Source organism: Pseudomonas sp. WHRI 8519 (genome assembly GCF_040224055.2).
Classification (GTDB): domain Bacteria; phylum Pseudomonadota; class Gammaproteobacteria; order Pseudomonadales; family Pseudomonadaceae; genus Aquipseudomonas; species Aquipseudomonas putida_X.
In genome coordinates, this window is sequence record NZ_CP167996.1 from 2024437 (window position 1) to 2048615 (window position 24179).

At 63.4% G+C, this 24179-nt stretch carries 19 protein-coding genes; 8 read left to right on the forward strand and 11 right to left on the reverse strand.

Going from position 1 to position 24179, the window contains the following annotated elements:
* Nucleotides 1-8: 8 nt before the first annotated feature.
* The 3 genes from glgA to ABRP30_RS09165 all read right to left on the reverse strand — a co-directional run bounded on the left by glgA (nucleotide 9) and on the right by ABRP30_RS09165 (nucleotide 2982).
* Complete coding sequence (gene glgA, locus ABRP30_RS09155; protein ID WP_267822597.1) at nucleotides 9-1568, reverse strand: glycogen synthase GlgA; 1560 nt, start codon at nucleotides 1566-1568, stop codon at nucleotides 9-11.
* Nucleotides 1569-2171: 603 nt separating this feature from the next.
* Complete coding sequence (locus ABRP30_RS09160) at nucleotides 2172-2633, reverse strand: DUF4440 domain-containing protein (protein WP_267822599.1); 462 nt, start codon at nucleotides 2631-2633, stop codon at nucleotides 2172-2174.
* A 178-nt stretch (nucleotides 2634-2811) separates the two neighbouring features.
* Nucleotides 2812-2982: a DUF6026 family protein gene (locus ABRP30_RS09165; protein ID WP_241803304.1), complete on the reverse strand. Its 171-nt coding sequence runs from the start codon at nucleotides 2980-2982 to the stop codon at nucleotides 2812-2814.
* Between the two features lie 204 nt (nucleotides 2983-3186).
* Here ABRP30_RS09165 and gnd point away from each other — a divergent pair, with 204 nt between their 5' ends.
* From gnd to ABRP30_RS09185, 4 genes are all read left to right on the forward strand, one after another.
* Nucleotides 3187-4170: a phosphogluconate dehydrogenase (NAD(+)-dependent, decarboxylating) gene (gnd, locus tag ABRP30_RS09170; RefSeq protein WP_267822602.1), complete on the forward strand. Its 984-nt coding sequence runs from the start codon at nucleotides 3187-3189 to the stop codon at nucleotides 4168-4170.
* On the forward strand, nucleotides 4167-5675 hold the full coding sequence (gene zwf / locus ABRP30_RS09175) for a glucose-6-phosphate dehydrogenase (RefSeq protein ID WP_267822604.1): 1509 nt from the start codon (nucleotides 4167-4169) through the stop codon (nucleotides 5673-5675). The genes gnd and zwf overlap by 4 nt, the downstream gene beginning before the upstream one ends.
* A 45-nt stretch (nucleotides 5676-5720) precedes the next feature.
* On the forward strand, nucleotides 5721-7517 hold the full coding sequence (locus ABRP30_RS09180; protein ID WP_267822605.1) for a glycoside hydrolase family 15 protein: 1797 nt from the start codon (nucleotides 5721-5723) through the stop codon (nucleotides 7515-7517).
* Nucleotides 7518-7652: 135 nt separating this feature from the next.
* On the forward strand, nucleotides 7653-8273 hold the full coding sequence (locus ABRP30_RS09185) for a TetR/AcrR family transcriptional regulator (RefSeq protein ID WP_267822607.1): 621 nt from the start codon (nucleotides 7653-7655) through the stop codon (nucleotides 8271-8273).
* 109 nt (nucleotides 8274-8382) lie between these two features.
* Here ABRP30_RS09185 and preA read toward each other — a convergent pair whose 3' ends face one another.
* The 3 genes from preA to hydA all read right to left on the reverse strand — a co-directional run bounded on the left by preA (nucleotide 8383) and on the right by hydA (nucleotide 12614).
* Complete coding sequence (gene preA / locus ABRP30_RS09190; RefSeq protein WP_349974502.1) at nucleotides 8383-9657, reverse strand: NAD-dependent dihydropyrimidine dehydrogenase subunit PreA; 1275 nt, start codon at nucleotides 9655-9657, stop codon at nucleotides 8383-8385.
* The gene (locus ABRP30_RS09195; protein ID WP_267822611.1) at nucleotides 9658-11025 is read right to left on the reverse strand and encodes an NAD(P)-dependent oxidoreductase; all 1368 of its coding nucleotides are present in this window, start codon (nucleotides 11023-11025) and stop codon (nucleotides 9658-9660) included.
* 149 nt (nucleotides 11026-11174) lie between these two features.
* Nucleotides 11175-12614 carry a dihydropyrimidinase gene (gene hydA, locus ABRP30_RS09200; protein WP_267822614.1) on the reverse strand — a complete coding sequence of 480 codons (1440 nt, stop codon included), beginning with the start codon at nucleotides 12612-12614 and terminating at the stop codon, nucleotides 11175-11177.
* Nucleotides 12615-13230: 616 nt separating this feature from the next.
* Between hydA and ABRP30_RS09205 the strand changes: the two genes are divergently transcribed.
* Together ABRP30_RS09205 and ABRP30_RS09210 are read left to right on the forward strand one after the other, a co-directional pair.
* Entirely contained in the window at nucleotides 13231-14733 is a 1503-nt protein-coding gene (locus ABRP30_RS09205; protein ID WP_241803312.1) for an NCS1 family nucleobase:cation symporter-1, read from the forward strand.
* A gap of 13 nt (nucleotides 14734-14746) precedes the next feature.
* Nucleotides 14747-16030 carry a Zn-dependent hydrolase gene (locus ABRP30_RS09210; RefSeq protein ID WP_349974501.1) on the forward strand — a complete coding sequence of 428 codons (1284 nt, stop codon included), beginning with the start codon at nucleotides 14747-14749 and terminating at the stop codon, nucleotides 16028-16030.
* 202 nt (nucleotides 16031-16232) lie between these two features.
* On the opposite strand, the gene ABRP30_RS09215 is transcribed toward ABRP30_RS09210, so the two are convergent.
* Nucleotides 16233-17198 (reverse strand): MBL fold metallo-hydrolase, encoded by a 966-nt coding sequence (locus ABRP30_RS09215; protein ID WP_267822618.1) that lies wholly within the window; start codon nucleotides 17196-17198, stop codon nucleotides 16233-16235.
* 62 nt (nucleotides 17199-17260) lie between these two features.
* On the reverse strand, nucleotides 17261-17827 hold the full coding sequence (locus tag ABRP30_RS09220) for a lipocalin family protein (protein ID WP_349974500.1): 567 nt from the start codon (nucleotides 17825-17827) through the stop codon (nucleotides 17261-17263).
* Between the two features lie 206 nt (nucleotides 17828-18033).
* Here ABRP30_RS09220 and ABRP30_RS09225 point away from each other — a divergent pair, with 206 nt between their 5' ends.
* Entirely contained in the window at nucleotides 18034-18846 is an 813-nt protein-coding gene (locus ABRP30_RS09225) for a crotonase/enoyl-CoA hydratase family protein (protein WP_267822622.1), read from the forward strand.
* Between the two features lie 33 nt (nucleotides 18847-18879).
* Nucleotides 18880-19710 carry an NAD(+) diphosphatase gene (nudC, locus tag ABRP30_RS09230; protein WP_267822624.1) on the forward strand — a complete coding sequence of 277 codons (831 nt, stop codon included), beginning with the start codon at nucleotides 18880-18882 and terminating at the stop codon, nucleotides 19708-19710.
* An 898-nt stretch (nucleotides 19711-20608) separates the two neighbouring features.
* Here the strand turns inward: nudC and ABRP30_RS09235 are convergent.
* From ABRP30_RS09235 to ABRP30_RS09245, 3 genes are all read right to left on the reverse strand, one after another.
* Nucleotides 20609-21388, reverse strand: a complete 780-nt coding sequence (locus tag ABRP30_RS09235; RefSeq protein ID WP_267822626.1) for a TSUP family transporter — start codon at nucleotides 21386-21388, stop codon at nucleotides 20609-20611.
* A gap of 194 nt (nucleotides 21389-21582) precedes the next feature.
* A complete protein-coding gene (locus ABRP30_RS09240) occupies nucleotides 21583-22413 on the reverse strand; it encodes an alpha/beta fold hydrolase (protein WP_241803319.1) in 831 nt (276 codons plus the stop codon).
* A gap of 403 nt (nucleotides 22414-22816) precedes the next feature.
* Entirely contained in the window at nucleotides 22817-24172 is a 1356-nt protein-coding gene (locus ABRP30_RS09245) for a glutamine synthetase family protein (RefSeq protein WP_349974499.1), read from the reverse strand.
* Nucleotides 24173-24179: the final 7 nt, after the last annotated feature.

The following is a 24179-nucleotide window of genomic DNA, read 5'->3' on the forward strand; positions in this document are numbered from 1 at the left end:
CTCCCCGCTCAGTAGTGGCTCAGCTGTGCCTGTTTGACCAAGTCCTCGTAGAGACGGGCGTAGGGTTCGACCGCCTGGCACCAGTTGAACGGCTGAGTCATCGACAGGCAGCGCATGGCGTTGAGCAGGTTCTTCTTGTCGAACACATAGAAGGCGCGGCTTAGCGCTTCGCGGTAACTGTCCACGGTCGACTCATCGAACAGGAAACCGGTCACGCCATTCTCGATGGTGTCGGCCAGCCCTCCGGTGTTGCGCGCCACGGGCAATGAGCCGAAACGCTGCGCATACATCTGGCTCAAGCCGCAGGGCTCGTAGCGTGACGGCATCAACAGGAAGTCGCTGCCGGCGAACATGCGCCGCGCATCGGTTTCGTTGAAGCCGATGCGCACACCGATGCGGCCGGGGTGACGCAGGGCCAGTTCACGCATGGCTTGCTCTTCTTCAGGCTCGCCACGGCCGATGATTGCAATCTGCCCGCCCTGTTCGACGATGTAGTCGGCCACGCCCAGGGTCAGGTCCAGGCCTTTCTGGAACACCAGCCGCGAGACCACGGCGAACAGCGGCCCTTCGCTTGGGTCGAGTTCGAACAGGCGGCGGACTTCCTCGGCATTGCGCGCCTTGCCATCCCAGTCGTTGATGCTGAAGTTGTGCTGCAAGTGCTTGTCGGTGGCCGAGTCCCAGCTTTCGTCGATGCCATTGGGGATGCCGCCGAGCAGGCCTTGTTGAGCCTTGCTGGCAAGGAACCCGTGCAAGCCGCAGCCGAATTCTGGGGTGGTGATCTCGCGGGCGTAGGTGGCACTGACAGTGGTGATATGGCTGGAGTAGGCCAGGCCGGCCTTGAGGAAGGACAGCTTGCCGTAGAACTCCATGCCTTCCTGCTGCATGGCATGGTCGGGGATCGCCAGTTCCGGGCTGCAGGCGCGGCTGTACACGCCCTGGTAAGCCAGGTTGTGGATGGTGAACAGGGTCGGGGTGCTCAGGCCGCGCCAGTGCATGTAGGCCGGGGCCAGCCCTGCAGGCCAGTCATGGGCGTGCACCACTTCGGGCGTCCAGTGGATCTTGCCTTCACCGGCGGCGATCTCGGCCGCGGCAAGGCCAAGGCGGGCGAAGCGGATGTGGTTGTCGGGCCAGTCGCGACCATTGTTGGCACCATAGGGTGTGCCGTCGCGCTGGTACAGCTCGGGGCAGATCAGCACGTAGATGACCAGGCCGTCAGCCATGTCCATACGGCCGATCTTGCACGGCGGCAGGGCAGCATGGCCGCCCAGTTCGCCGACGATATGAATGGGGTTGTCGCTCTCGACCACCTGGGTGTAGCCAGGGATCAGCACACGAACATCGTGCAGATGGGCCAATGCTCGCGGCAGTGCCGCCGAAACGTCGCCCAAACCGCCGGTCTTGATCAGGTCGGCAATTTCGGAGGTGACGAACAGGATCTTGCGTTTGTTGGGGTTGTGCTGGCGCTGAGCGCCGGGTGCCTTGACTGTCGTTGCGAAATCCGGGGTGATCGGTTCGCGGTTTTCCGGTTTGAATGACTCTACGCGAGGTTCGACAGCGGCACTGATCATACTTCTCTCCGTCCCTATGGTGTGGCCGGGTGCTGGCACCCGTTTGCTTTATTTCGTGCTGGTTATCTCTGCTTCGTATCCAGGTACTGCATCCTTGCCCCATGGTTCGTGCGCGCACGCACGTCGCGATCGGCATTCCGGCCGACGGCGTCTGGTCTGGAAGGAGTGAGCGGGCTGCAGCGAAGGGGGTCCCCATGCTTTGGCCTGCTTAAAGTTCCTGACCCGCCGCCTTTTGTAAAAGTTCGACTTTTTTGATGTCGCCTCTTCCTTGAGCAAATCGCGGGCCGAAAGCTGAGTGTAGGAGACCGGAAGTAAAAAGGGTGACCCACTGGTCACTTTCGTTATGACGCGAGATAGACGCAAACGTTGGCGAGTGATACTGCCATCGAACGAGGGCGTTCCAAGGTTGGGCGGGGGTGTTTTCGAGGGGCGCCATTTTGTAGCGCAATGCTCTAAGCGCACCATTCTGGTGCGAAAAATGGCCCCTTAGCGAGTGTATCCGTGCGTGGCGCTGCCACGATGTCTGCGTGCAGCGGATTTAATCGCGAGAGAGGCCGTTATGAATGGATCAAGCCGTGGGTGAGTTCCGGCGGGAGACTTGGCTCATTGAGTGGGTAGCACAGAGGAGTGGTGATGGGTAATCAGCCACTCGCCGTCGATGCGCCGGTAATTGAAGGTGAAGCGTGCCGGTACCGCCTTGCCCGTGCCGGCGAAGCGGAAGGTGTAGAGGCCGGCCAGGGTTGCTTCGCCGCAACCGGCGAACACATGGGTTTCATCCAAGGTGCCGACGGGGCGGTCGGCAAGGAAGCCACGGAAGTAGTCCATGTGGGCCTGCCGAGTCAGCCGTGGGCTGGCCGAGAGTGTCGGTAAAAGCAGGGCACCGTCCATGTAAAGCGCTGCAACCTGGCCCGGATCGCCACTTTGCAGGCGCGCGTTCCATTGCTCGAACAGCCCAAGTATCTCGTCATGCCGGGCAACATGACATTCGCCTTGGGCATTGGCGAATGCCGACGCGCCGATGAAGCTCAGCGTAGCGAGCGGCAGCCAGATGGGAAAACCGCGCATACAATCAGTCCTCGTGCATAGCAGGCCCCGGAATGGGGCGCTCGAGGCGCATCATGCTTGCTGCAGTACCCGGCTGGATGTCAGGCGCGGTCAGGGCCGGTGTTAGGAAGTTTCTGTACTTCGGGCGTGCGGGGTGAGGCGGTGGGAGCGCTTTGGCCCCCACTGGAGGGATGTTCGATCAGAGGCCGATGGCCTTGTCGTCGCCGGAGCGGGCCTGCTCCAATTGCATGTGCAAGCGGGCGACCTGCTGGCGGAGCTGGTCGCGTTCGTCCTTCAATTTACGCAGTTCATCACGGCGCACAGATACATAGAGGGTCTGGGTTGGAGTGGCAGGCATCAAGGTACCCATGTAAACACCTCGCGGTTTTGGCTGGTGACAATAAAAGCGTAGTCGCTTCACGCGGCGGGCATTCTGAATTCTTTCACTGCTCATTGGAACTTTTTTGTTTAACGTTGTCTCGCCGTTCGTCGCTGAACCCTCGGGCGGTGTGCTGGACTAATCTGAAACGCTGGACTGTGTTGTCATTCATTTTTTCAAGGGGAGCATCGGCTCATGCAACTGGGAATCGTCGGGCTGGGCCGCATGGGCGGCAATATTGCAAGGCGGCTGATGCGCGCCGGACACCGCACGGTCGTGCACGACCGTAACCGTCAGGCGGTAACCGGGCTGGAAGGCGAGGGCGCCCAAGGTGCCCACGACCTTGGCGCGCTGGTGCAGAAGCTGAAGGCGCCACGGGCGGTATGGGTGATGCTGCCGGCGGGCGAACCGACCGAGCAGACCATTGCACAACTGGCCGAGCTGCTGGAGCCGGGCGATGCGATCATCGACGGCGGCAATACCTTCTACAAGGACGACATGCGCCGCGCCGCCGAGCTGGCCAAGCGTGGGCTGCATTACCTGGACGTCGGCACCTCCGGCGGTGTCTGGGGCCTGGACCGTGGCTATTGCATGATGATCGGCGGTGAGAAGGACGTGTTCGAGCGCCTGGAGCCTCTGTTCAAGGCGCTGGCGCCGGGCGTTGGCGACATTCCGCGCACCCAGGGCCGCGAAGGGGAGCACGGCCGCGCCGAACATGGCTACATCCATGCAGGCCCGCCCGGCGCTGGCCACTATGTGAAAATGGTGCACAACGGCATCGAATACGGGTTGATGCAGGCCTACGCTGAGGGCTTTGACCTGCTGCGCAGCAAAGGCGGCGATGAACTGCCGCCAGAACAACGCTTCGACTTGAACGTCGCCGAAATCGCCGAGGTATGGCGCCGTGGCAGCGTGGTCACCTCCTGGCTGCTGGACCTCACCGCCGACGCCCTGGTGGCCGACCCGCAGCTGACGCAGTTCAGCGGCTCGGTATCGGACAGTGGCGAGGGCCGCTGGACGATCGATGCAGCCGTGGAGCAGGCCGTGCCGGTGCCGGTCCTGTCCAGTGCCTTGTTCGCCCGGTTCCGCTCACGCCAGCAGCAAGGCACCTACGGTGACAAGGTCCTCTCGGCCATGCGCCTGGGCTTCGGTGGCCACGTCGAGAAGAAAGGCCAATGACCCGACAGACCATTCCTGCAGCTGGCCCTTGTACCCTGTTCCTGTTCGGTGCCAACGGTGACCTGGTCAAGCGCCTGCTGATGCCGGCGCTGTACAACCTGGGCCGGGACGGCCTGCTTGACCGCAACCTGCGCATCGTGGGTGTGGACCACAACCCAGCCACCGCCGATGAGTTTGCCGAGCGGCTGCACGCGTTCATGCGTGAGCGCGCCGACAAAGGCGGCGAGGGCGCGGGCAAGGGCCTGGACGAAAAGCTTTGGGCACGCCTGGCCAAGCGCCTGGACTACCAGACTGGCGATTTTCTGGACCCTGCCACCTATACCGCGCTGGCCAAGCGCATCGACAAGACCAGCCATGGCAACGCCATCTTCTACCTGGCCACCTCGCCACGCTTTTTCCCCGAGGTTGCCCAGCGCCTGGGTGAGGCCGGCTTGCTTGACGAGTCTGCCGGGGGCTATCGCCGGGTCGTGGTGGAGAAGCCCTTCGGCACCGACCTGGCCAGTGCCGAGGCGCTCAACGCATGCCTGCTCAAGGTGATGAGCGAGCGGCAGATCTACCGCATCGACCATTATCTGGGCAAGGAGACGGTGCAGAACATCCTGGTCAGCCGTTTTTCCAATGGCCTGTTCGAGTCGTTCTGGAACAACCACTACATCGACCATGTGCAGATCACCGCCGCCGAAACGGTGGGGGTCGAGACGCGCGGTGCGTTCTATGACCAGACCGGCGCTTTGCGCGACATGGTCCCCAACCACCTGTTCCAGTTGCTGGCGATGGTTGCCATGGAGCCGCCTGCAGCCTTCGGTGCCGATGCCGTGCGCGGCGAAAAAGCCAAGGTGATCGGCGCTATCCGTCCCTGGTCGGCGAAGATGGCGCTGAAGAACTCCGTGCGCGGCCAGTACACCGCCGGCAAGCAGGGCCGCAAGCGCCTGGCCGGGTATCGCCAGGAACACCGGGTGGCGGCCGACAGCCAGACCGAGACCTACGTGGCCCTGAAGGTGATGATCGACAACTGGCGTTGGGCCGGCGTGCCGTTCTACCTGCGTACCGGCAAACGGATGAGCGTGCGCGACACCGAAATCGCCATCTGCTTCAAACCAGCGCCCTATGCGCAGTTTCGGGAATCGGAGCTGGAGCGGCCCAAGCCTAACTACCTGAAGATCCAGATCCAGCCCAATGAAGGCATGTGGTTCGACCTGCAGGCCAAGCGCCCAGGGCCGGAACTGGTCATGGAAAACGTCGAGCTGGGGTTTGCCTACAAGGACTTCTTCAAGATGACCCCGGCCACGGGGTACGAGACCTTGATCTACGACTGCCTGACCGGTGACCAGACCTTGTTCCAGCGTGCCGACAACATCGAGAACGGCTGGCGCGCGGTGCAGCCGTTTCTCGATGCCTGGGCGCAGGACGGCGAGGTGCATGAGTACCCGGCGGGTGAGGATGGACCAGAGGCTGGCAACGAGTTGCTGGCCCGTGACAAGCGTGAGTGGCACCGGTTGGGGTGACACGCGGCCCGCCTGGCGTGCCAGACAGCTCATAGAGGAGATTCAATGCCCGCCCACATCGAAGACTATGCGCTGCTCGGCAACTGCCGCAGCGCCGCCCTGGTCAGCCGTGACGGCTCCATCGACTGGCTGTGCCTGCCGCGCTTCGATGCCCCCGCGGTGTTCGCCGCGCTGCTGGGCAACGAAGAGAACGGTCGCTGGCGCCTGGCGCCCAGCGATCCGGTCGAACGTACCAGCCGGGCATACCAGGAAGACACCCTGGTGCTGGAAACCACCTGGGTCACGGCCAATGGCCGCGCCCGCGTGCTCGAATTCATGCCGCTGGAGGACGTCAACTCGGTGGTACGCATCGTCGAGGGCATTGCCGGCGAGATCAACTTTGAGATGGACCTGGTGCTGCGCTTCGACTACGGACGCAGCGTACCCTGGGTGGAAAAGCTCGACCCGTTGACCCTGAGCGCCGTCGCCGGCCCCGACCGGCTGATCCTGTGCAGCACGGTGCCCTCGCATGCCCGTGACCACCACACGGTCGCGCGCTTTCGGGTGAGCGCTGGCGAGCGTCAGGTGTTCAGCCTGCGCCATCAACCTTCGCACCTGCCGGTGCAACCTGACTGCGACCTCGAGCACGCCCTGGAACACACCGTCAGCCAGTGGCAGGCCTTTGCCGCCCGCTGCCCCGAGGTTGGCGCTTACAGCGCGAGCGTGCGCCGTTCACTGCTCACCCTCAAGGCCATGACTTACGCCCCTACCGGCGGCATCGTCGCAGCCGTCACCACGTCGCTGCCTGAAAGCATTGGCCGTGAACGCAACTGGGACTATCGCTTCTGCTGGCTGCGCGACGCCACCATGACGCTGCTGGCGTTCATGAACCTGGGCTACTTCGACGAAGCGCAGGCTTGGCGTGAGTGGTTGCTGCGTTCGGTGGCCGGCAACCCGGAGCAGATGCAGATCATGTACGGCCTGGCGGGCGAGCGAGACCTGCAGGAATACACCTTGCCGTGGCTGGCCGGGTATGAGCACTCACAGCCGGTGCGGGTGGGCAACGCGGCCGCTCAGCAGCGGCAGTTGGATATCTACGGCGAGGTCGCCGACGCCATGGCCCAGGCGATCCAGGGTGGTTTGCCCCGGCACCCACGCAGTGCAGCGATTTCCCGCCTGATCATGCCTTACCTGGAGCGCATCTGGCGTGAGCCGGACGAAGGCATCTGGGAGGTGCGTGGTGGCAGGCAGCACTTCGTGCATTCCAAGGTCATGGCCTGGGTCGCGTTCGACCGCGCCGCGGGGCTGGCTGAGACCACCGAGGAGGGCAGTGAGCGCGGGCAGTATTACCGCCAGGTGGCCGATGACATCCGCCGTGAGGTGTGTGAGCAGGGGCTCGATGCCAAAGGCCAGTATTTCGTCCAGGCCTATGGCTCCAGCGAGATGGACGCCAGCCTGCTGCAGATCGCCCTGACCGGGTTCCTGCCGGCGCAGGATGAGCGCTTTCTGCGCACGCTCGAACAGATCGAGCAGCGCCTGCTGAAAAACGGTTTGCTGATGCGCTATGACAGTGACCGCAGCAGTGACGGCCTGACGCCGGGGGAAGGGACATTCCTGGTCTGTTCATTCTGGTTGGCCGATGTGTACGTGCTGCTGGGGCGCCAGAGCGAGGCGCAGGCGCTGTACGAGAAGCTGACCGGGCTGTGCAATGACGTGGGCTTGCTGGCTGAGCAGTACGACCCGGCAGGCGAGCGCATGCTGGGCAATTTCCCCCAGGCGTTCAGCCATATCGGCATCATCAACACGGCGTTGAACCTGTATCGGGCGCAGTGCCCGGCAAGGGATCGGGCCCGGTGCGGTTGACGGCATGCTGCGGGTCTGGGCAAGTTGCTCGTATTCGGCGAAATGACCGGAGTAGACTAGGGCCTAGAGCAAACGACAAGGAATACAGATGAGCGTTCGTCGCCATGAGCTGGCACTGAGGGCATCGCGATTCTGATGGCCAACCACAAGATCGAAATTCGTCGTCGCAACATCGATAAAATCCTCGTGGCCGCAGAAAAGGTGTTCGCCGAGAAAGGCTACGGCGCAACGTCCATGGGTGATATCGCCGAACAGGCCGAGCTGCCGCGCTCCAACCTGCATTACTACTTCAGCACCAAGGACGAACTGTTCCGCGCAGTGCTGCAGGACCTGCTGGATGTGTGGAAGCAGGACGCACTGTGTTTCGAAAACTTCGACGACCCACGGGTGGTGTTGACCAGCTACATTCGCGCCAAGATGGGCCATTCTCGCTCACGGCCGCTGGGTTCGAAGATCTGGGCCGAAGAGATGCTGCATGGCGCGCCGCTGCTGGGGGTGAGCCTGGATGACAGCCTGGTGCCGTGGGCCAAGCTGAAGGTCGACAAGATTCGCCGCTGGGTGGAGGAGGGGCGCATCCTGCCGGTGGAGCCTTCGGCGCTGCTGTACATGATCTGGGCGTCGACCCAGCACTACGCCGACTTCGGTTACCAGGTGGCGGTACTCAATGGCGGTGAACCGTTGTCGGACCTGGCGTTCGAGAGTGCGATCCAGACGGTGACGGGTGTGATCCTGCGGGGTATCGGGCTGGAGCCTTGATGGCGGCGGCCGTTGAGTTTCGGCCGCGCCCACGGTGCATCGCGGTTCATTGCAGGGGCGGCCTTGCGTCGCGAAAGGCTAGCAAGGCGGCCCCAGCAATTTTCACGCGTCAGCTCGCTTCACGGTAGGGGTTGCGCGGGTCCTGGGTCCAGTTCAGGTACGGCTTGCCGGTGTCCTGCGCGACCATATCGATACAGTTTTCCACCGGGCAGGTGATCTGGCACAGGTTGCAGCCCACGCATTCGTCTTCGATCACGCTGTAGGCGTGGGTCCCGTCAGCTTTGAGCGTACTGGCGATGGCCTGGTGCGAGGTGTCCTCGCAGGCGATATGGCAGCGCCCGCAGCCGATGCAGGCATCCTGGTCGATGTGCGCCACCGATTTGTAGTTGATGTCCAGGTACTTCCAGTCGGTGGTGTGCGCCACGGCCTGGCCGCGGAAAGCTTCCAGGCTCTGGTGCCCGTGCTGGTCCATCCAGCGTGCCAAACCGTCCTTCATGTCTTCGACGATACGAAAGCCGTGCAGCATCGCCGCCGTGCACACCTGCACCGCGCCGCTGCCCAGTGCAATGAACTCGGCCGCATCCCGCCAGTTGCCGATACCGCCGATGCCACAGATCGGTAGCCCGCGGGTTTGCGGGTCGCGGGCGATCTCGGCGACCATGTTCAGGGCGATGGGTTTGACCGCCGAGCCGCAGTAGCCACCGTGGGTGCTCTGGTCCCCAACGATCGGGTGGGCGACCATGCGGTCCAGGTCGACGCTGGTGATGGAGTTGATGGTGTTGATCAGTGACACCGCATCGGCGCCACCGCGATGCGCTGCCCGCGCCGACTGGCGGATATCGGTGATGTTGGGCGTGAGCTTGACGATCACCGGCAATGTGCAATGCGTCTTGCACCAGCGGGTGACCATCTCCACATACTCCGGCACCTGGCCGACCGCCGCGCCCATGCCGCGTTCGGGCATGCCATGCGGGCAGCCGAAGTTCAGTTCGATACCGTCGGCACCGGTGGCTTCCACCAGCGGCAGGATGAACTTCCAGGATTCTTCGACGCACGGCACCATCAGCGAGACGATCAGCGCCCGGTCGGGCCAGTCCTTCTTGACCTGGGTGATTTCGCGCAGGTTGATTTCCAGGGAACGGTCGGTGATCAGCTCGATGTTGTTGATGCCCTGCACCAGTCGGTTGGCACCGTAATGCGCCGAGTAGCGCGACGACACGTTGACCGCTGCCGGGTCCTCGCCCAGGGTCTTCCAGACCACGCCACCCCAGCCGGCCTCGAAGGCGCGAACCACGTTGTAGGCTTTGTCGGTCGGCGGCGCGGAGGCCAGCCAGAAGGGGTTGGGCGCCTTGATGCCGGCGAATACGATAGACAAGTCGGCCATTTATGCAGCCTCCACATTGAGCATGAGTTGGGCATGGATGGCTTCGGCGGCCAGCTTGCCGTGTTGCACGGCCTGGACGGTGAGGTCCTGGCCCAGAGCGGTGCAGTCGCCACCGGCGTAGACGCCCGGCAGGCTGGTGCGCATACCCTCGTCGACGCGAATGCGCTCGCCGTCGCGGGCCAGCTGCGCGGCCAGCGGGTCGTTGAGGCTGTGTTCGTCGAAACCTTGGCCGATGGCTTTGAAGATGGCGTCGGCGGCCAGCTCGAAGGTTTCACCGGTGTCGCGCAGGCGGCCCTTGGCCAGTTCGGTGCGGGCGAAGCGCATGCCCCGCACGCGCTTATCGTCGTCCAGCAGTACGGCGTCGGGGCGGGCCCAGGTGTGCAGGCGCACCTGATTGGCCTTGGCGATGTCCTGCTCGTGGCCGGTGGCGCCCATGTCGGCGTAACCGCGCCGGTAGACCAGGTTGACGTCGCGAGCACCCAGGCGGCTCATTTGCACGGCCATGTCAATGGCGGTGTTGCCTGCGCCGATCACCAGGCAACGCTCTGCCAAGGGCAGTTGCGAAAGATCATCCGCCTGGCGCAGCTCACGGATGTAGTCGGTGGCCGCGAGCATGCCGGGCGCCTCTTCACCAGGCAGGCCGAGCTGGCGTACGGCGGCCAGACCAAGCCCAAGGAATACTGCATCGTATTGCTCACGCAGCTCTGCCAGGCTCAGGTTGCCGCCCAGGCGTTGGCCGTGGCGCATTTCGATGCCGCCGATGCCGAGCAGGAATTCCACTTCGCGCTGGGCATAATCGTCCACCAGCTTGTAGCGGGCGATGCCGTACTCGTTCAGGCCGCCCGCCTTGTCGCTGGCCTCGAACACCACCACCTCATGGCCATGCATGGCCAGGCGATGTGCACACGACAGCCCGGCGGGGCCTGCACCGACCACAGCGATGCGCTTGCCGGTGGCTGGCGAACGTTTGAACGGGTGCTCGGTGAAGCCGGCGTTGTCCAAGGCATAACGCTGCAGCTGGCCGATCAGTACCGGTGCACATTCCTGGGCATTGTTGCGCACGCATGCCTGCTGGCAAAGAATCTCGGTGGGGCACACGCGGGCGCAGCTGCCGCCCAGGATGTTGGCCGACAGGATGCGCTCGGCGGCACCTTGCAGGTTCTCGTCGCTGATGCGGTGGATGAACGAGGGAATGTCGATTTCGCTCGGGCATGCGTTGACACAGGGCGCGTCGTAGCAATACAGGCAGCGGGCGCTTTCCACTGCGGCCTGGCGGGCGGTGAGGGGCGGCGCGAGGTCGCTGAATTGCTCGGCCAGTTGGTCGGCACCGGCGCGGGGGCGCGGCAAGTGGTTCAGGGCGTCGATCACGGTTGTAGCCTCTCTTTTTTTATAGGGCTTGGGGTGGGGCGCCATGCGCCCCAATCGCCGGCAAGCCGGCTCCCACAGGTACGGTGAGGTACCTGGGAGCGTGGGGGGCTGGCTTGCTGGCCAGGGGCTGCGCAGCAGCCCCGACAGTTTCAGCGCTGCACAGGTATCGGGCGCTGCTGCTCGGCGCGGCGGCCCAGCACCTCGTAGACCGAGGGGTACGCCGGGCGCTGCACGTAACGACCCGCGCCAGGTTCGGCGCGCAGGTCGCCATCGGCCCAGACCACGCGGCCCTGGCTGATGGTGTGGCTGGGGATACCGCGCACGGTGCGGCCTTCGAAGATGTTGAAGTCGACACGCTGGTGGTGGGTCTGGGCGGAGATGGTGCGCGTGCCCTGTGGGTCCCACAGCACCAGGTCGGCATCGGCGCCGACGCGGATGGCGCCCTTGCGCGGGAACAGGTTGAAGATCTTCGCGGTGTTGGTGGAGGTCAGCGCGACGAATTCATGCATCGACAGCCGCCCACTGTTGACGCCCGCGTCCCACAACACCGCCATACGGTCTTCGATGCCGGCCGTGCCGTTGGGGATGCGGCTGAAGTCGTTGCGCCCCATGGCTTTCTGCTCGGCGCAGAAGCAGCAATGGTCGGTGGCGGTGGTGTGCAGGTTGCCTGACTGCAGGCCGCGCCACAGGGCGTCCTGATGCTCGCGTGGGCGGAAGGGCGGGCTCATCACATACCCAGCGGCGGTGGCCCAGTCCGGGTCACGGTAGACGCTGTCGTCGATCAGCAGGTGCCCGGGCAGTACTTCACCGTAGACCGGCTGGCCCTTGGCCCGGGCATAGGTGATTTCGTCCAGCGCTTCACGGCTGGAGATGTGTACCACGTACAACGGCGTACCAATGGTTTCGGCGATGCGGATGGCGCGGCTGGCAGCCTCGCCTTCGACTTGCGAAGGGCGCGACAGCGGGTGCGCCTCGGGGCCGGTCAGCCCTTGGGCAAGGAGCTTTTGCTGCAGGTGGTAGACCAGCTCGCCGTTCTCGGCGTGCACGGTGGGTACCGCGCCCAGTTGCAGGCAACGCTCGAAGCTGGCGACCAGGGTGTCGTCGGCGGCCATGATCGCATTCTTGTAGGCCATGAAGTGCTTGAAGCTGTTCACGCCATGTTGGGTGACCAGCTCGCCCATTTCTTCGGCGACCTGCTCGCTCCACCAGGTGATGGCAACGTGGAAGCCGTAATCGGACGCGCTCTTTTGCGCCCAGCCGCGCCAGGTGTGGAAGGCCTCCAGCAGCGATTGCTGCGGGTTGGGGATGACGAAGTCGATGATCGAGGTGGTGCCGCCGGCCAGCCCTGCGGCAGTCCCGCTGAAAAAGTCCTCGCTGGCCACTGTGCCCATGAAGGGCAACTGCATGTGGGTGTGCGGGTCGATGCCGCCGGGCATCAGGTACCGGCCGCTGCCGTCGAGGATCTCGCAGTCGGTAGGCGCTTGTAGGTCTTTGCCAATGGCGCAGATCTGGCCATCGACACACAGGACATCAGCGGGGTAGCTCTCTTCGTGGGTGACCACGGTGGCGCCACGGATCAACAGGGACATGCCGTCTTCCTCGCAGGCTGACCGGTCTTTGCCGGTTCTTCGATTGTTATGCGCCAGTGGCTGGAGGATGAATTTCAATCCTGTCAGACCTGACAAGAATGGAATTTAGATGCTGATTGTGGATTGTTCAAGAAAATATTTAATGGGTTTTTTACTTACATAAGTGACTGATTTTAAAGGATTAATTAAAAAGATCACCAAAATGGTGAGGCCTTTCACCATTTTGACGCACTTGACAACAAGCCAAATTGGTCAAGATTTTCCATGCAAAATCAGCTGCTTGAAACCTGGCTGGGAGGCGCAGGGCGCGCCACTGAAAAACCAGGCTGCACCAGTTTGAAACCTGTTGCAGGGGCCAGGGCCGGTCCCAGGCGCTGAACGTGAAAGGCGATGACATGACCGCGCCGTCGCCTGACGTAGATCAATGCCTTGCAGATCAGTTGATTACCTGCGCTCGGCGGCGGCCGGCCGGGCTGGCGAAGGCCGGCCCGGCACGTATTTTGAGTACGGCCACAACCGCCAGGCCGGACCGCAGGAGCAGTACTGGTGGTGTATGTCCTCCGGCCATCGCGTTAGCCCGATGAGCAGACAATTAGAAAAATCTGGAGAAGGCCCCATGCAACAGAGCAGATCGCAAGTGATCGAGCAGGATGGCCTGTTCGAGCTGTCCGCAGGCAGTGACGTGCTCGACAGCCCGCGCTACAACCACGACATCGCGCCCACAAAGGTGCACCAACGCACCTGGAACAAATGGCACATCACCGCACTGTGGGTGGGCATGTCCATCTGCGTGCCCACCTATACCCTGGGCGGCGTGCTCACGGCCTACTTTGGCCTCAGCGTGGGCGAGGCGTTGCTGGCGATCCTGCTGGCCAACCTCATCGTGCTGATCCCGCTCACCCTCAACGCCTTCCCCGGCACCCAGTACGGCATTCCCTTTCCTGTGTTGCTGCGTTCATCGTTCGGTATCTTCGGCTCCAACGTACCCTGCCTGATACGCGCGGTGGTTGCCTGTGGCTGGTTCGGCATCCAGACGATGTTCGGCGGCTTGGCCATTCACCTGTTCCTGGGCTCGATCTTCGATGACTGGAAAGCGTTGGGCGGCACCGGTGAAGTGATCGGCTTCATGGTGTTCTGGGCCCTCAACCTGTGGGTGGTGTTGCGCGGTGCAGAATCGATCAAATGGCTCGAAACCCTGTCCGCGCCCTTGTTGGTGGCAGTCGGCTTTGGCCTGCTGTTCTGGGCATTGCCGCACATGTCGATGGCCGAGCTGCTGGCCCAGCCGCCCAAGCGTCCGGAAGGGGCGAGCGTGGTGAGTTATTTCTGTGCCGGGCTTACCGCGATGGTCGGCTTCTGGGCCACGTTGTCGCTGAACATTCCGGATTTCAGCCGCTACGCCAAAAGCCAGAAAGACCAGATTCTCGGGCAGATCTTTGGCCTGCCGTTGACCATGTTCCTGTTCGCTTCCCTGGGCGTGGTGATGACCGCCGCCTCGGCGTCGCTGGTAGGTGAAACGGTCTCCGACCCGGTCAGCCTGATCGGCAAGATCCAGAGCCCGGGCTGGGTGGCACTGGCCATGGCGCTGATCGTGATCGCGACGCTGTCGACCAACACCGCGGCCAACATCGTCTCACCGACCAACGACTTCCAGAACATTGCCCCGCGCCTGATCGGGCGCAGCCGCGCCGTGTGGCTGACAGGCTTCATCGGCCTGGCACTGATGAGCCACGAGTTGCTGAAAAAACTTGGCTGGATCGTTTCCGACATCAGCCTGGAGAGCGTCTATTCCAACTGGCTGCTGGGGTACTCCAGCCTGCTGGGGCCGATTGCCGGGATCATGGTGGTGGACTACTTCCTGATCCGTCGGCAGAAGCTGGATCTGGCCGGCCTGTACCGTGATGACATCTACCCGGCCTGGAACTGGGCAGGCTTCGCCGCCTTTGCATTGCCTGTAGCACTGACCGTGATGGCCATTGGTAACAGCAGTTTCAGTTGGTTCTACGACTATGGCTGGTTCACCGGGTCGCTGCTTGGCGGGGTGCTGTACTACGCCCTGGGCGGCCTGGCGGTGCGTGGGCCAGTGCAGCCTGTGATCAATGCAGACAACAAAAACGCCTGAGGAGACCTAACCCATGACCCCAGCCCAACAAGCCCTGCAATCGACTGAACAGCATGTGAACAGTGAGCGCCTGTGGCAATCGCTGATGGATCTCGCCCGCCTCGGTGCCACACCCAAGGGCGGTGTCTGCCGCCTGGCGCTGACCGACCTCGACCGCCAGGCCCGCGACCTGTTCGTCGAGTGGTGCGAGGCTGCCGGTTGCAGCGTCAGTGTCGATGCCGTCGGCAATATCTTTGCCCGTCGGCCAGGGCGCAATCCCAAGCTGCCACCGGTGATGACCGGCAGCCATATCGACACTCAGCCCACCGGTGGCAAGTTCGATGGCTGCTTTGGCGTGATGGCGGGCCTTGAGGTGATCCGCACCCTCAATGACCTGGGCATCGAGACCGAAGCCCCGATGGAGGTGGTGGTCTGGACCAACGAGGAAGGCTCGCGCTTTGCGCCCTGCATGATGGGTTCGGGGGTGTTTGCCGGCAAATTCACCCTGGAGGAAACCTTGGCCAAGCGTGATGCCCAGGGCGTGAGCATGGGCGAAGCGTTGACTGCCATCGGCTACGCCGGCCAGCGTGCAGTGCTTGGCCACCCGGTAGGCGCGTATTTCGAAGCCCATATCGAGCAGGGGCCGATCCTCGAGGACCAGGCCAAGACCATCGGTGTGGTGCTTGGCGCCCTGGGGCAGAAGTGGTTCGACCTGACCTTGCGTGGCGTTGAAGCCCACGCCGGCCCTACGCCGATGCACCTGCGCAAGGATGCACTGGTCGGCGCTGCGGCGGTGGTAGAAGCGGTCAACCGGGCCGCGCTGGGCCATCAGCCGCATGCCTGTGGCACGGTCGGTTGCCTGCAGGCCTACCCCGGTTCTCGCAACGTGATCCCGGGCGAAGTGCGCATGACCCTGGACTTTCGTCACCTCGAAGCCCAGCGGCTGGACTCGATGATCGCTGACGTGCGCGCTGTGATTGAGACCACCTGTGCCAAGCATGGGCTGAGCCATGAATTGACCCCCACGGCCGACTTTCCGGCCCTGTACTTCGACCGCAGTTGCGTCGATGCCGTGCGTGATTCGGCGCGGACACTGGGCTTGCCGCACATGGACATCGTCAGTGGGGCGGGGCATGACGCGATCTTCCTGGCCGAGTTGGGGCCGGCGGGGATGATCTTCGTGCCGTGTGAGAACGGCATCAGCCATAACGAAATCGAGAATGCCACCCCGCAAGACCTGGCAGCGGGCTGCGCGGTATTGCTGCGGGCCATGCTGGCGGCGTCGGAGGCGATCGCCAGCGGGCGGCTGGCGGCGTGATGCCTTGACGGGCCGCCTCGCCGGCTAGCCGGCCGCTGGAGGGTCACTCCGCGGCCATCAGGCCAACGCCTCTCGGCTGCTGCTGGCAACCTTGGTGTGGCGCAGCGTCGGCGAAAGCGAACATTACATTTTCGTTAAGGAAAAAAAACGCTTTCACTCGCTGGAATTGTTGGTTAGTGAAGCGTGGTGCCGGTGTGATTTGCTAAACGCCCGTGACGCGGCCCAGGCACCCATCGCGCCCGATGTGGTAACGCTGCAGGTCCTGGGCCAGAGTCAGGTTGCCGCTGTAATGGGCCTGCGCCTCTTCCCTGACCTGGTCGATGCACGGGCTGCGCCGCGGGTCTGCCTGATAGCGGGCACTGAAATGTGTGAGCACCAGGTTGCGCACGCCGGCCGTTTCGGCAAAGCGCGCCACGGCGGCCGCGCTGCTGTGGCCGAAGCTGACCCCTGTGCGCTCAATGACCGGTTGGGTGAATGTCGCTTCGTGCACCAGCACGTCTACGTCTTTCGCCGCTTCGGCCAACAGGTCGGGAGTGTCGTTGTCGCCGCAGACGATCACCCGCCGTGCCGGACGCGAGGCGCGCAGGTAGTCGCGGCCATGCAGCACTCGGCCCGCGTGCTCGACCGTCTGGCCCTTGGCAAGCTCGCCCCACAGCGGGCCGCGGGGGATACCCTCGGCATCCAGGCGCTGCACGTCAAGGCGCGGTTCGGGGTTCAGCTCGGTGAACACGAAAGCCACGCTGGGCACCCGGTGCGACAGCTGTACGCTGCTGACCGCCAGGGTATCGCTGCGCCATTGATCCCGTTGCTCGACCGCGAGCAAACGCAGTTCGAACGGCAGGAAGGTATCGCTGGCGGCCAGGCTCAGGCGCACCCAGTCGTGCAAGGCGGCCGGCAGCACCAGGTCCAGCGGTGCCGTGCGCCCGCTCATGCCCGCGCTGGCCAGCAGGCCTGGCAGGCCGAAGCAATGGTCGCCGTGCACATGGGTGATGAAGATGGCGCGCAGGTCGCGGACCGACAACGGCGTGTGCAGCAGTTGATGCTGTGTACCTTCGCCGCAATCGACCAGGTACCAGTGGCTGCCGCTGGCTTCGATCACGGCAGTGGCGCTGACGTTGCGCGCTTTGGTGGGCACCCCGGCCGAGGTGCCCAGAAACAGCAGGTCCAATGACTGACTCCAAGTCTGAGTGGGCACTCACCAAAGCCCGATTGAATCGGGGCATCGATGAATCAGGGGGTTACTGCATCATCGCCCTGCCGCCAGATCAGCTCGCGGGTGTCATAGCCCTGTTTCTTGGCAATGGCCAGCATCTGCTCACGGGTCTGGTCGTTGATCACCGGGGTGCGCGACAGCAGCCACAGGTACTCGCGGTTGGGGTGCCCGACCAGTGCTACGCGGTAGTCCTTGTCGTGGTACAGCACCCAGTATTCGCCCTTGGTCAAACCTGGCGCCAGGCGGCTGAACCAGTTGTCGAAGGTGACCCACAGCTTGTCGGTCTTGCCCGGCTGCTGGGCTTCGGCGATGCCTTTGGCCTCGTTCCACTGGCCGTCCTTTTCCTTGCAGCGGTTGGTCACATCGATACGACCGTCTTCGCGCAAGCCATAGATGGCTTCGGACTGCACACAGTTGCGTTGAAAGAACATCGGCAAGCGCGCTTGCTCGTACCAGGTGCCTTGGTAGCGCTGCAGGTCGACCTGCTGGGTGGTCGGTAGCGCGCGATGCTCATCGCTCGAACCGGCGCAGCCAACCAGGGCCAGTGTCATGCAGGAAACAATCAGGGCTGTACGCATCGCCATGGCAAACCTCTTGGGAAGGGATGAAGAGCTTACCTGTGTTTCGATACGTGTGAGGCGCAAAAGTTGTACGCTTTTTTCATGCCGGGCAAAGCTATGACGGCGTGGCCCTGGCAACCCCTCGGCAAGTCCCGGTTTTGGCACAAGTACGGCAACCAGGCTGGGTTAACATCCGTGCAGTTAACCTTTCCCCCGCAGGAGTGCAGCCCGTGACCGAGTACAGCGCATTCAAGGTCGAACTGACCGACAACATCGCCCATGTGCAGATCAATCGCCCTGAAAAGATCAACGCCATGAATGCTGCCTTCTGGGAAGAGATCGTCGATATCTTCCAGTGGATCGACGACACCGATGCAGTGCGCGCCGTGGTCATCAGCGGCGCGGGCAAGCATTTTTCTTCGGGTATCGACTTGATGATGCTGGCCTCGCTGGCCGGCCAGATGGGCAAGGACGTTGGCCGTAACGCGCGCCTGCTGCGCCGTACCATCCTGCGCCTGCAGGCCTCCTTCAATGCCGTGGACAACTGCCGCAAGCCGGTGCTGGCGGCCATCCAGGGCTACTGCATTGGCGGTGCCATCGACCTGGTGTCGGCCTGCGACATGCGCTATTGCAGCGCGGACGCGCAGTTTTCGATCAAGGAGATCGACATGGGCATGGCCGCAGATGTGGGCACCCTGCAACGTTTGCCACGCATCATCGGCGACGGCATCATGCGTGAACTGGCCTTCACCGGGCGTCATGTTGCGGCCGACGAGGCGCTGCGCATCGGCCTGGTCAACCGCGTCTATGATGATCAGGCTGCGTTGCTCGACGGGGTCTTTGCCATTGCCCGCGAGATTGCCGCAAAATCACCGATCGCTGTGGCGGGCACCAAGGAGATGCTCAGCTACATGCGTGACCATCGCATCGACGATGGCCTGGAGTACATCGCCACCTGGAACGCTGCCATGCTGCAGTCCGAAGACTTGCGCGTGGCTGTGGCGGCCCATATGAGCAAACAGAAACCGACGTTCGCCGACTGACCGGGTCGGGGGACGCAGTAAAGGAACCCCGACATGTCAGCACGCTGGACTAGCGCAGTACTCGACCCGCAGATCACCGGTGGCTGGGCTGTCGCCCGCAGCCCGGAAGGGTTTCTGGTGGACGCCAATGGCGCGCTGTTCCCCCGCGACTGGCTCAAGCGGCAGGACCTGGATGTGCTGGCCGAGCACGGTATCGGCCATTTCGACGGCGAGCCGGTATTCTTGCTGGAACTGCGCAGCGCTGCCGAGGTGCCCGGTTGCGGCTGGCGCGGCCTGCGGGCGTTCATGCTCGAAGGCGATTTCGATCTTTACAAGGTGCTTGGCTACGCCGCGCAGATCGGCACCTGGGCGCGCGAACACCGGTTCTGTGGCAGTTGCGGCCAACCGATGACGCAGATCCGCTGGGAGCGGGCGATGTACTGCCAGCCTTGCGACCTGCGCAGCTACCCACGCATCTCGCCGAGCATGATCGTGCTGGTGACCCGTGGCGACGAGATCCTGCTGGCCCGGTCGCCGCGCTTCGTCACCGGCGTTTACAGCACCCTCGCAGGCTTTGCCGAACCGGGCGAAGCGGCCGAGGATTGCCTGGTGCGGGAAGTGCGTGAAGAGGTGGCGGTCGAGGTCAGCAACATCCAGTACGTCGGCAGCCAGTGCTGGCCGTTTCCGCACTCGATGATGCTGGGCTTCCACGCCGAGTATGCCGGTGGCGAGATCGTCATGCAGCCGGACGAGATCGAAGACGCCAGGTGGTTCAACGTTCACGACCTGCCACCACTGCCGGCCGGGCGTTCCATCGCCCGGTACCTGATCGATCTGTATGTGGCCCGGCGATTGGGCTTGCCTGAGCCTGTCCTGCCTCGTTGAGGGCGCTTGGGGTAGTGCCTGGGGGCATGCCTGACCTGGTATTTTTGTCAGTTTCAGACTTCGCTGCCCCCGCTTAGCATTCAGTGGTATTTGACGGATCGATGCCACTGTTGGCGCAGGAAGCCTTATGAAACCCACCGTCCGCGAGCATGAACAGGAGACGTTGCGTAATAGTTCGATCGGGCGCGCCCTGGTAGATACGGCGATGGTCCATGAGGCTATCGGTATCGAAAAGCGCATCAGCGCACAGGCAAGTGTCGAGGCGCCTCAGGGTGAGTCGCCCATCGTCACGCTCGAAGGCAGCGGGCAGGTCATCGTGACAGCCCCCCATGCCACCGAGTCCTTTCGTGAAGGCCGGTTTCGCATTTCCGACGGTGGTGGGACGGCTGCCCTGGCACACATGCTCAACAGGCTCGCTTCGGCAACGGTGCTTTACACCCAGTACCGCTCACCGTCCGACCCGAACTATTACGATGACAATGAATTCAAGGAAACGCTGGCTGAACTGATTGACCGGCAAAGGCCGATGTTGGTCCTGGATATTCATGGCAGTCATGACTTCAGGCCCTACGATATCGACATTGGCACGCTCAATGGCAGGTCCCTGCTGGGTGATGCTTCATTGTTGCCGGCCCTGCTCGACAGCCTTCAGCAGGAAGGCATCGGCAACTTTTCGGATAACTACTTCAGCGCCCAGACGCATCAGACCATTACCCGATTTGCTTGCACCCGGGGTGTGCCCACCATTCAGCTGGAAATCAGCAGCACCTGGTTGCGGCCCTCGGAGGGGGGCATGATGGCTCACCGGTTCGCGCAGTTGCTGCAGGGGCTGGCCCGCTATGCAAGCGCTGTCGCTGCCCTCGAATGGGGCCAGCAAGGCGCCGACCCAGGCCCTGCGTCAGGCCTGGCCGAACCAGTGCTGCCAGGCCAGGCGTGCGGTCAGCGCCAGGACCACGGTGATGAATACCGGGCGGATGAACTTGCTGCCGCCGCTGATCGCCGTGCGTGCGCCGAAGAAGGCGCCGACCATCACCGACAGGCCCATGCACAGGCCGACGATGTAATCCACCTGCCCGGAAATGACGAACACCGTCAACGCCGCGATGTTGCTGACGAAGTTCATGCTGCGCGCCACGCCGCTGGCACGGACCAAATCGATGGGGTAGAGCAGCAGGGTGCTCACGGTCCAGAAAGCACCGGTGCCGGGCCCGGCCACGCCATCGTAGAAGCCCAGGGTGAAGCCCTGCGGGAACTGCCACTTCTTCTTGATCGGCGCATCGGCATCCAGCGGCGCTTTGGGCGTACCCCCGAACAGCAGGTAGATGCCGCAGGCGAAGACGATCACCGGCAGCATCTTGTTCAGCCATTCGGCGGGCATGTAGTGGGCAATGACCGCGCCGATCAGCGCGCCGACCAGGGTGGCGAGCAAGGCCGGGCGCCATTGCGCCGGGTGGAAGAGCTTGCGTTTGTAGTAGGTGAACCCCGCGGTAGCCGAGCCGAACGTCGAGCTCAGCTTGTTGGTGCCCAGCACCAGGTGCGGCGGCATGCCAGCGGTGAGCAGTGCCGGGGTGGTGAGCAGGCCACCTCCGCCGGCGATGGCGTCGATGAAACCGGCGACGAAGGCGACCAGGGCGAGGATCAGTAAGGTGAGCGGTTCTACGGTGAGTTCGAAGGGCATGGCTGTCTGGCAGGCAGGGGGCGGCAAAATGCCGCGCTAGAAGGGCAACATGGTAATCCCGGGCGGGGTGGGTTGCCAGTGCCGGCCTCATTCACTTGCAAGCCCGCCCTCACAGGTTCTGCACAGTGGCCAAGGCCGGTGATGGTCCTGTGAAAACCGCCTTGCCAGCGATGAGGCCAGCGCGGACGATGGCGTCAGCTTCGGATGAAGGCCAGCAAATCCGCATTGATCACATCGGCGTGGGTCGTCGGCATGCCATGCGGGAAGCCCTTGTAGGTTTTCAACGTGCCATTGGGCAGCAGCTTGGCCGACAGTGGGCCTGAGTTTTCATAGGGAACGATCTGGTCATCGTCACCGTGCATCACCAGCACTGGCTGCTGGATCTTCTTCAGGTCTTCGGTGAAGTCAGTCTGGGAAAACGCTACGATCCCGTCGTAGTGCGCTTTGGCGCTGCCGATCATGCCTTGGCGCCACCAATTGGCAATGACCCCTTCGGCAGGCTCGGCGCCTGGCCGGTTGTAACCGTAGAACGGTCCGCTCGGCACATCGCGGTAGAACTGGGCTCGGTTACCTGCCACCTGTGCCTGGAACCCGTCGAACACTGATTTGGGCAAGCCTCCAGGGTTGTCCGGGGTTTGCACCATCAACGGCGGCACGGCGGCGATCAGCACCGCTTTGGCCACTTTGTCGCCTGGGTGGCGGGCCATGTACCGCACCACTTCGCCGCCTCCGGTGGAGTGGCCGACATGCACCGCACCCTGGATCCCCAGATGCTCGACCACGGCAGCCACGTCATCGGCGTAGTGGTCCATGTCATGGCCGTCCCATACCTGGCTGGAGCGGCCGTGGCCGCGGCGGTCGTGGGCGACGACACGGAAGCCTTGGCCAAGGAAGAACAACAGCTGCGCGTCCCAGTCGTCCGCACTGAGCGGCCAGCCGTGGTGGAAGTGGATGACCTGCGCATCGCGCGGGCCCCAGTCCTTGTAGAAGATCTGAACGCCATCCTTCGTGGTCACGTAGCTCAAGGTCGAGTCTCCTCAGTGCAGGGGGATTGCCAAGTGAGCTATTCAGAATAGGAGAGTTTTCTGTCTTGTCAGTACCGGCCTCATCGCCGGCAAGCCGGCTCCCACCACGACCGCGCAGCTCTTGCGGCCTGCGTTTTACCTGTGAAAGCAACCGTCTGGCCCAATTTCTGAAAGCTGGCGCGATCCAGGTGGGCCTGCAAGCCGGCTCCCACCACGACCGCGCAGCTCTTGCGGCCTGCGTTTTACCTGTGAAAGCAACCGTCTTGCTCAACTTCTGAAGCCGGCGCGATCCAGGTGGGAGCCGGCTTGCCGGCGATCACCGGCGCAGCCGGTGCCAGGCACCGCGAATTCAGCGGGCTCACCTACGTGAGCCGGCTTGCCGACGATGTGACCAGTATCTGCCTCAAAGAAACCACCGGTACTCCCGGGCAGTCACCTCCTGCATGAACGCCAGGTGGTCCTGGCGCTTGTTCTCGCAATACACCATCACGAACGCTTCCCCCAAGCCTTCATTCACAGCCGGGTGCCCACGCATGGCTGCGACGGCGCCGAGCATGTCCTTGGGGAAGTCGACCCCGCTGGCGCGATCGTCATTGAGCGGCGCAATCGGCTCCTGCGCGGCATTCAGCCCATGCTCCATGCCGCACAAGATGGCCGCCAGCACCAGGTACGGGTTGGCATCCGCCCCCGCCAGGCGGTGCTCGATACGCACATTGCACGCATCCGACTCGGGGATGCGGATGCATGCGTCACGGTCTTCAAAGCCCCAGCTGGCCCGGCTGGCGGCATTGACCATGGCCCCATAACGGCGAAACGCATTGTGGTTGGCGGCGAATATCGGCATGCAGTGCGGCAGCAAGGCCAGGCAACCGGCCACTGCATGGCGTAGCGGGCGCTGCTGGTCAGCCGCCAGCAGGTTGTTGCCGGCCGTGTCGTACAGGCTGACATGCACGTGCATGCCGCTGCCGGGCGCTTGGAGGTAGGGCTTGCTCATGAACGAGGCACGCAGCCCGTGCTTGAGCGCCACGCCACGGGTACTGCGGCAGAACAAGGCGGCCCAGTCGGCGGCACGCAGGCCGTCATCGCAATGGCCGAAGTTGATTTCGAACTGGCCGGGGCCGAGTTCGGCGGTGATGACGTTGGCGTCGATCCCTTGCGCGTTGGCGGTTGCGACCATGTCGCGCAGCACGTCGCTGAACCGCGACAGCCTTTCGATGTGCATGTTGGGCTGGTCGTCCGCGTCATCGCTGAACGGGTCCCGCGGGAACTGCGGCAACCCCTGCTTGAGTGCCCGGTCGAACAGGTAGAACTCCAGCTCGAATGCCACCACCGGGCGAATGCCGCGCCGCTCCAGGCGCTGCAGCACCTGGGCGAGCACCTCCCTGGGCTCGAACTCGATTGGCGCGGCGGTGCCGTCGGAGCTGATCAGCATCTGGCCCAGCGGTTCGCGCTCCCAGCTCACCGGTTTGAGTGTGCCGGGCACCAGGCGCCGCAGGGCGTCCGGGTCGCCGTCGTTGAAGCAATAGTCGCCAATGGGGAACAGCCCGCCCTGCACGCCCAACAGCACGCAGTTCTGCGGCAGTTTCAGTGGGCTGCCAGCGGCAACCTTTTCGAGCATGTCGATGGGGTAGCGCTTGCCGTAGAAATGCCCGGGGATGTCCAGGCTCAGCAGGTCGACATGGCGCACCTCGGGGTAACGGGTGCGGAAGGCACGTACTTCACTGAGCAGATCGGCAAAGCCTGTCGTTGTCGTTGTCATGCTGTGC

Bases quoted from the DNA above. Each gene is read 5' to 3' on its own strand.
- glgA (WP_267822597.1), bottom strand. From the start codon at position 1,568: ATGATCAGTGCCGCTGTCGAACCTCGCGTAGAGTCATTCAAACCGGAA.
- ABRP30_RS09160 (WP_267822599.1), bottom strand. From the start codon at position 2,633: ATGCGCGGTTTTCCCATCTGGCTGCCGCTCGCTACGCTGAGCTTCATC.
- ABRP30_RS09165 (WP_241803304.1), bottom strand. From the start codon at position 2,982: ATGGGTACCTTGATGCCTGCCACTCCAACCCAGACCCTCTATGTATCT.
- gnd (WP_267822602.1), top strand. From the start codon at position 3,187: ATGCAACTGGGAATCGTCGGGCTGGGCCGCATGGGCGGCAATATTGCA.
- zwf (WP_267822604.1), top strand. From the start codon at position 4,167: ATGACCCGACAGACCATTCCTGCAGCTGGCCCTTGTACCCTGTTCCTG.
- ABRP30_RS09180 (WP_267822605.1), top strand. From the start codon at position 5,721: ATGCCCGCCCACATCGAAGACTATGCGCTGCTCGGCAACTGCCGCAGC.
- ABRP30_RS09185 (WP_267822607.1), top strand. From the start codon at position 7,653: ATGGCCAACCACAAGATCGAAATTCGTCGTCGCAACATCGATAAAATC.
- preA (WP_349974502.1), bottom strand. From the start codon at position 9,657: ATGGCCGACTTGTCTATCGTATTCGCCGGCATCAAGGCGCCCAACCCC.
- hydA (WP_267822614.1), bottom strand. From the start codon at position 12,614: ATGTCCCTGTTGATCCGTGGCGCCACCGTGGTCACCCACGAAGAGAGC.
- ABRP30_RS09205 (WP_241803312.1), top strand. From the start codon at position 13,231: ATGCAACAGAGCAGATCGCAAGTGATCGAGCAGGATGGCCTGTTCGAG.
- ABRP30_RS09210 (WP_349974501.1), top strand. From the start codon at position 14,747: ATGACCCCAGCCCAACAAGCCCTGCAATCGACTGAACAGCATGTGAAC.
- ABRP30_RS09220 (WP_349974500.1), bottom strand. From the start codon at position 17,827: ATGGCGATGCGTACAGCCCTGATTGTTTCCTGCATGACACTGGCCCTG.
- nudC (WP_267822624.1), top strand. From the start codon at position 18,880: ATGTCAGCACGCTGGACTAGCGCAGTACTCGACCCGCAGATCACCGGT.
- ABRP30_RS09235 (WP_267822626.1), bottom strand. From the start codon at position 21,388: ATGCCCTTCGAACTCACCGTAGAACCGCTCACCTTACTGATCCTCGCC.
- ABRP30_RS09245 (WP_349974499.1), bottom strand. From the start codon at position 24,172: ATGACAACGACAACGACAGGCTTTGCCGATCTGCTCAGTGAAGTACGT.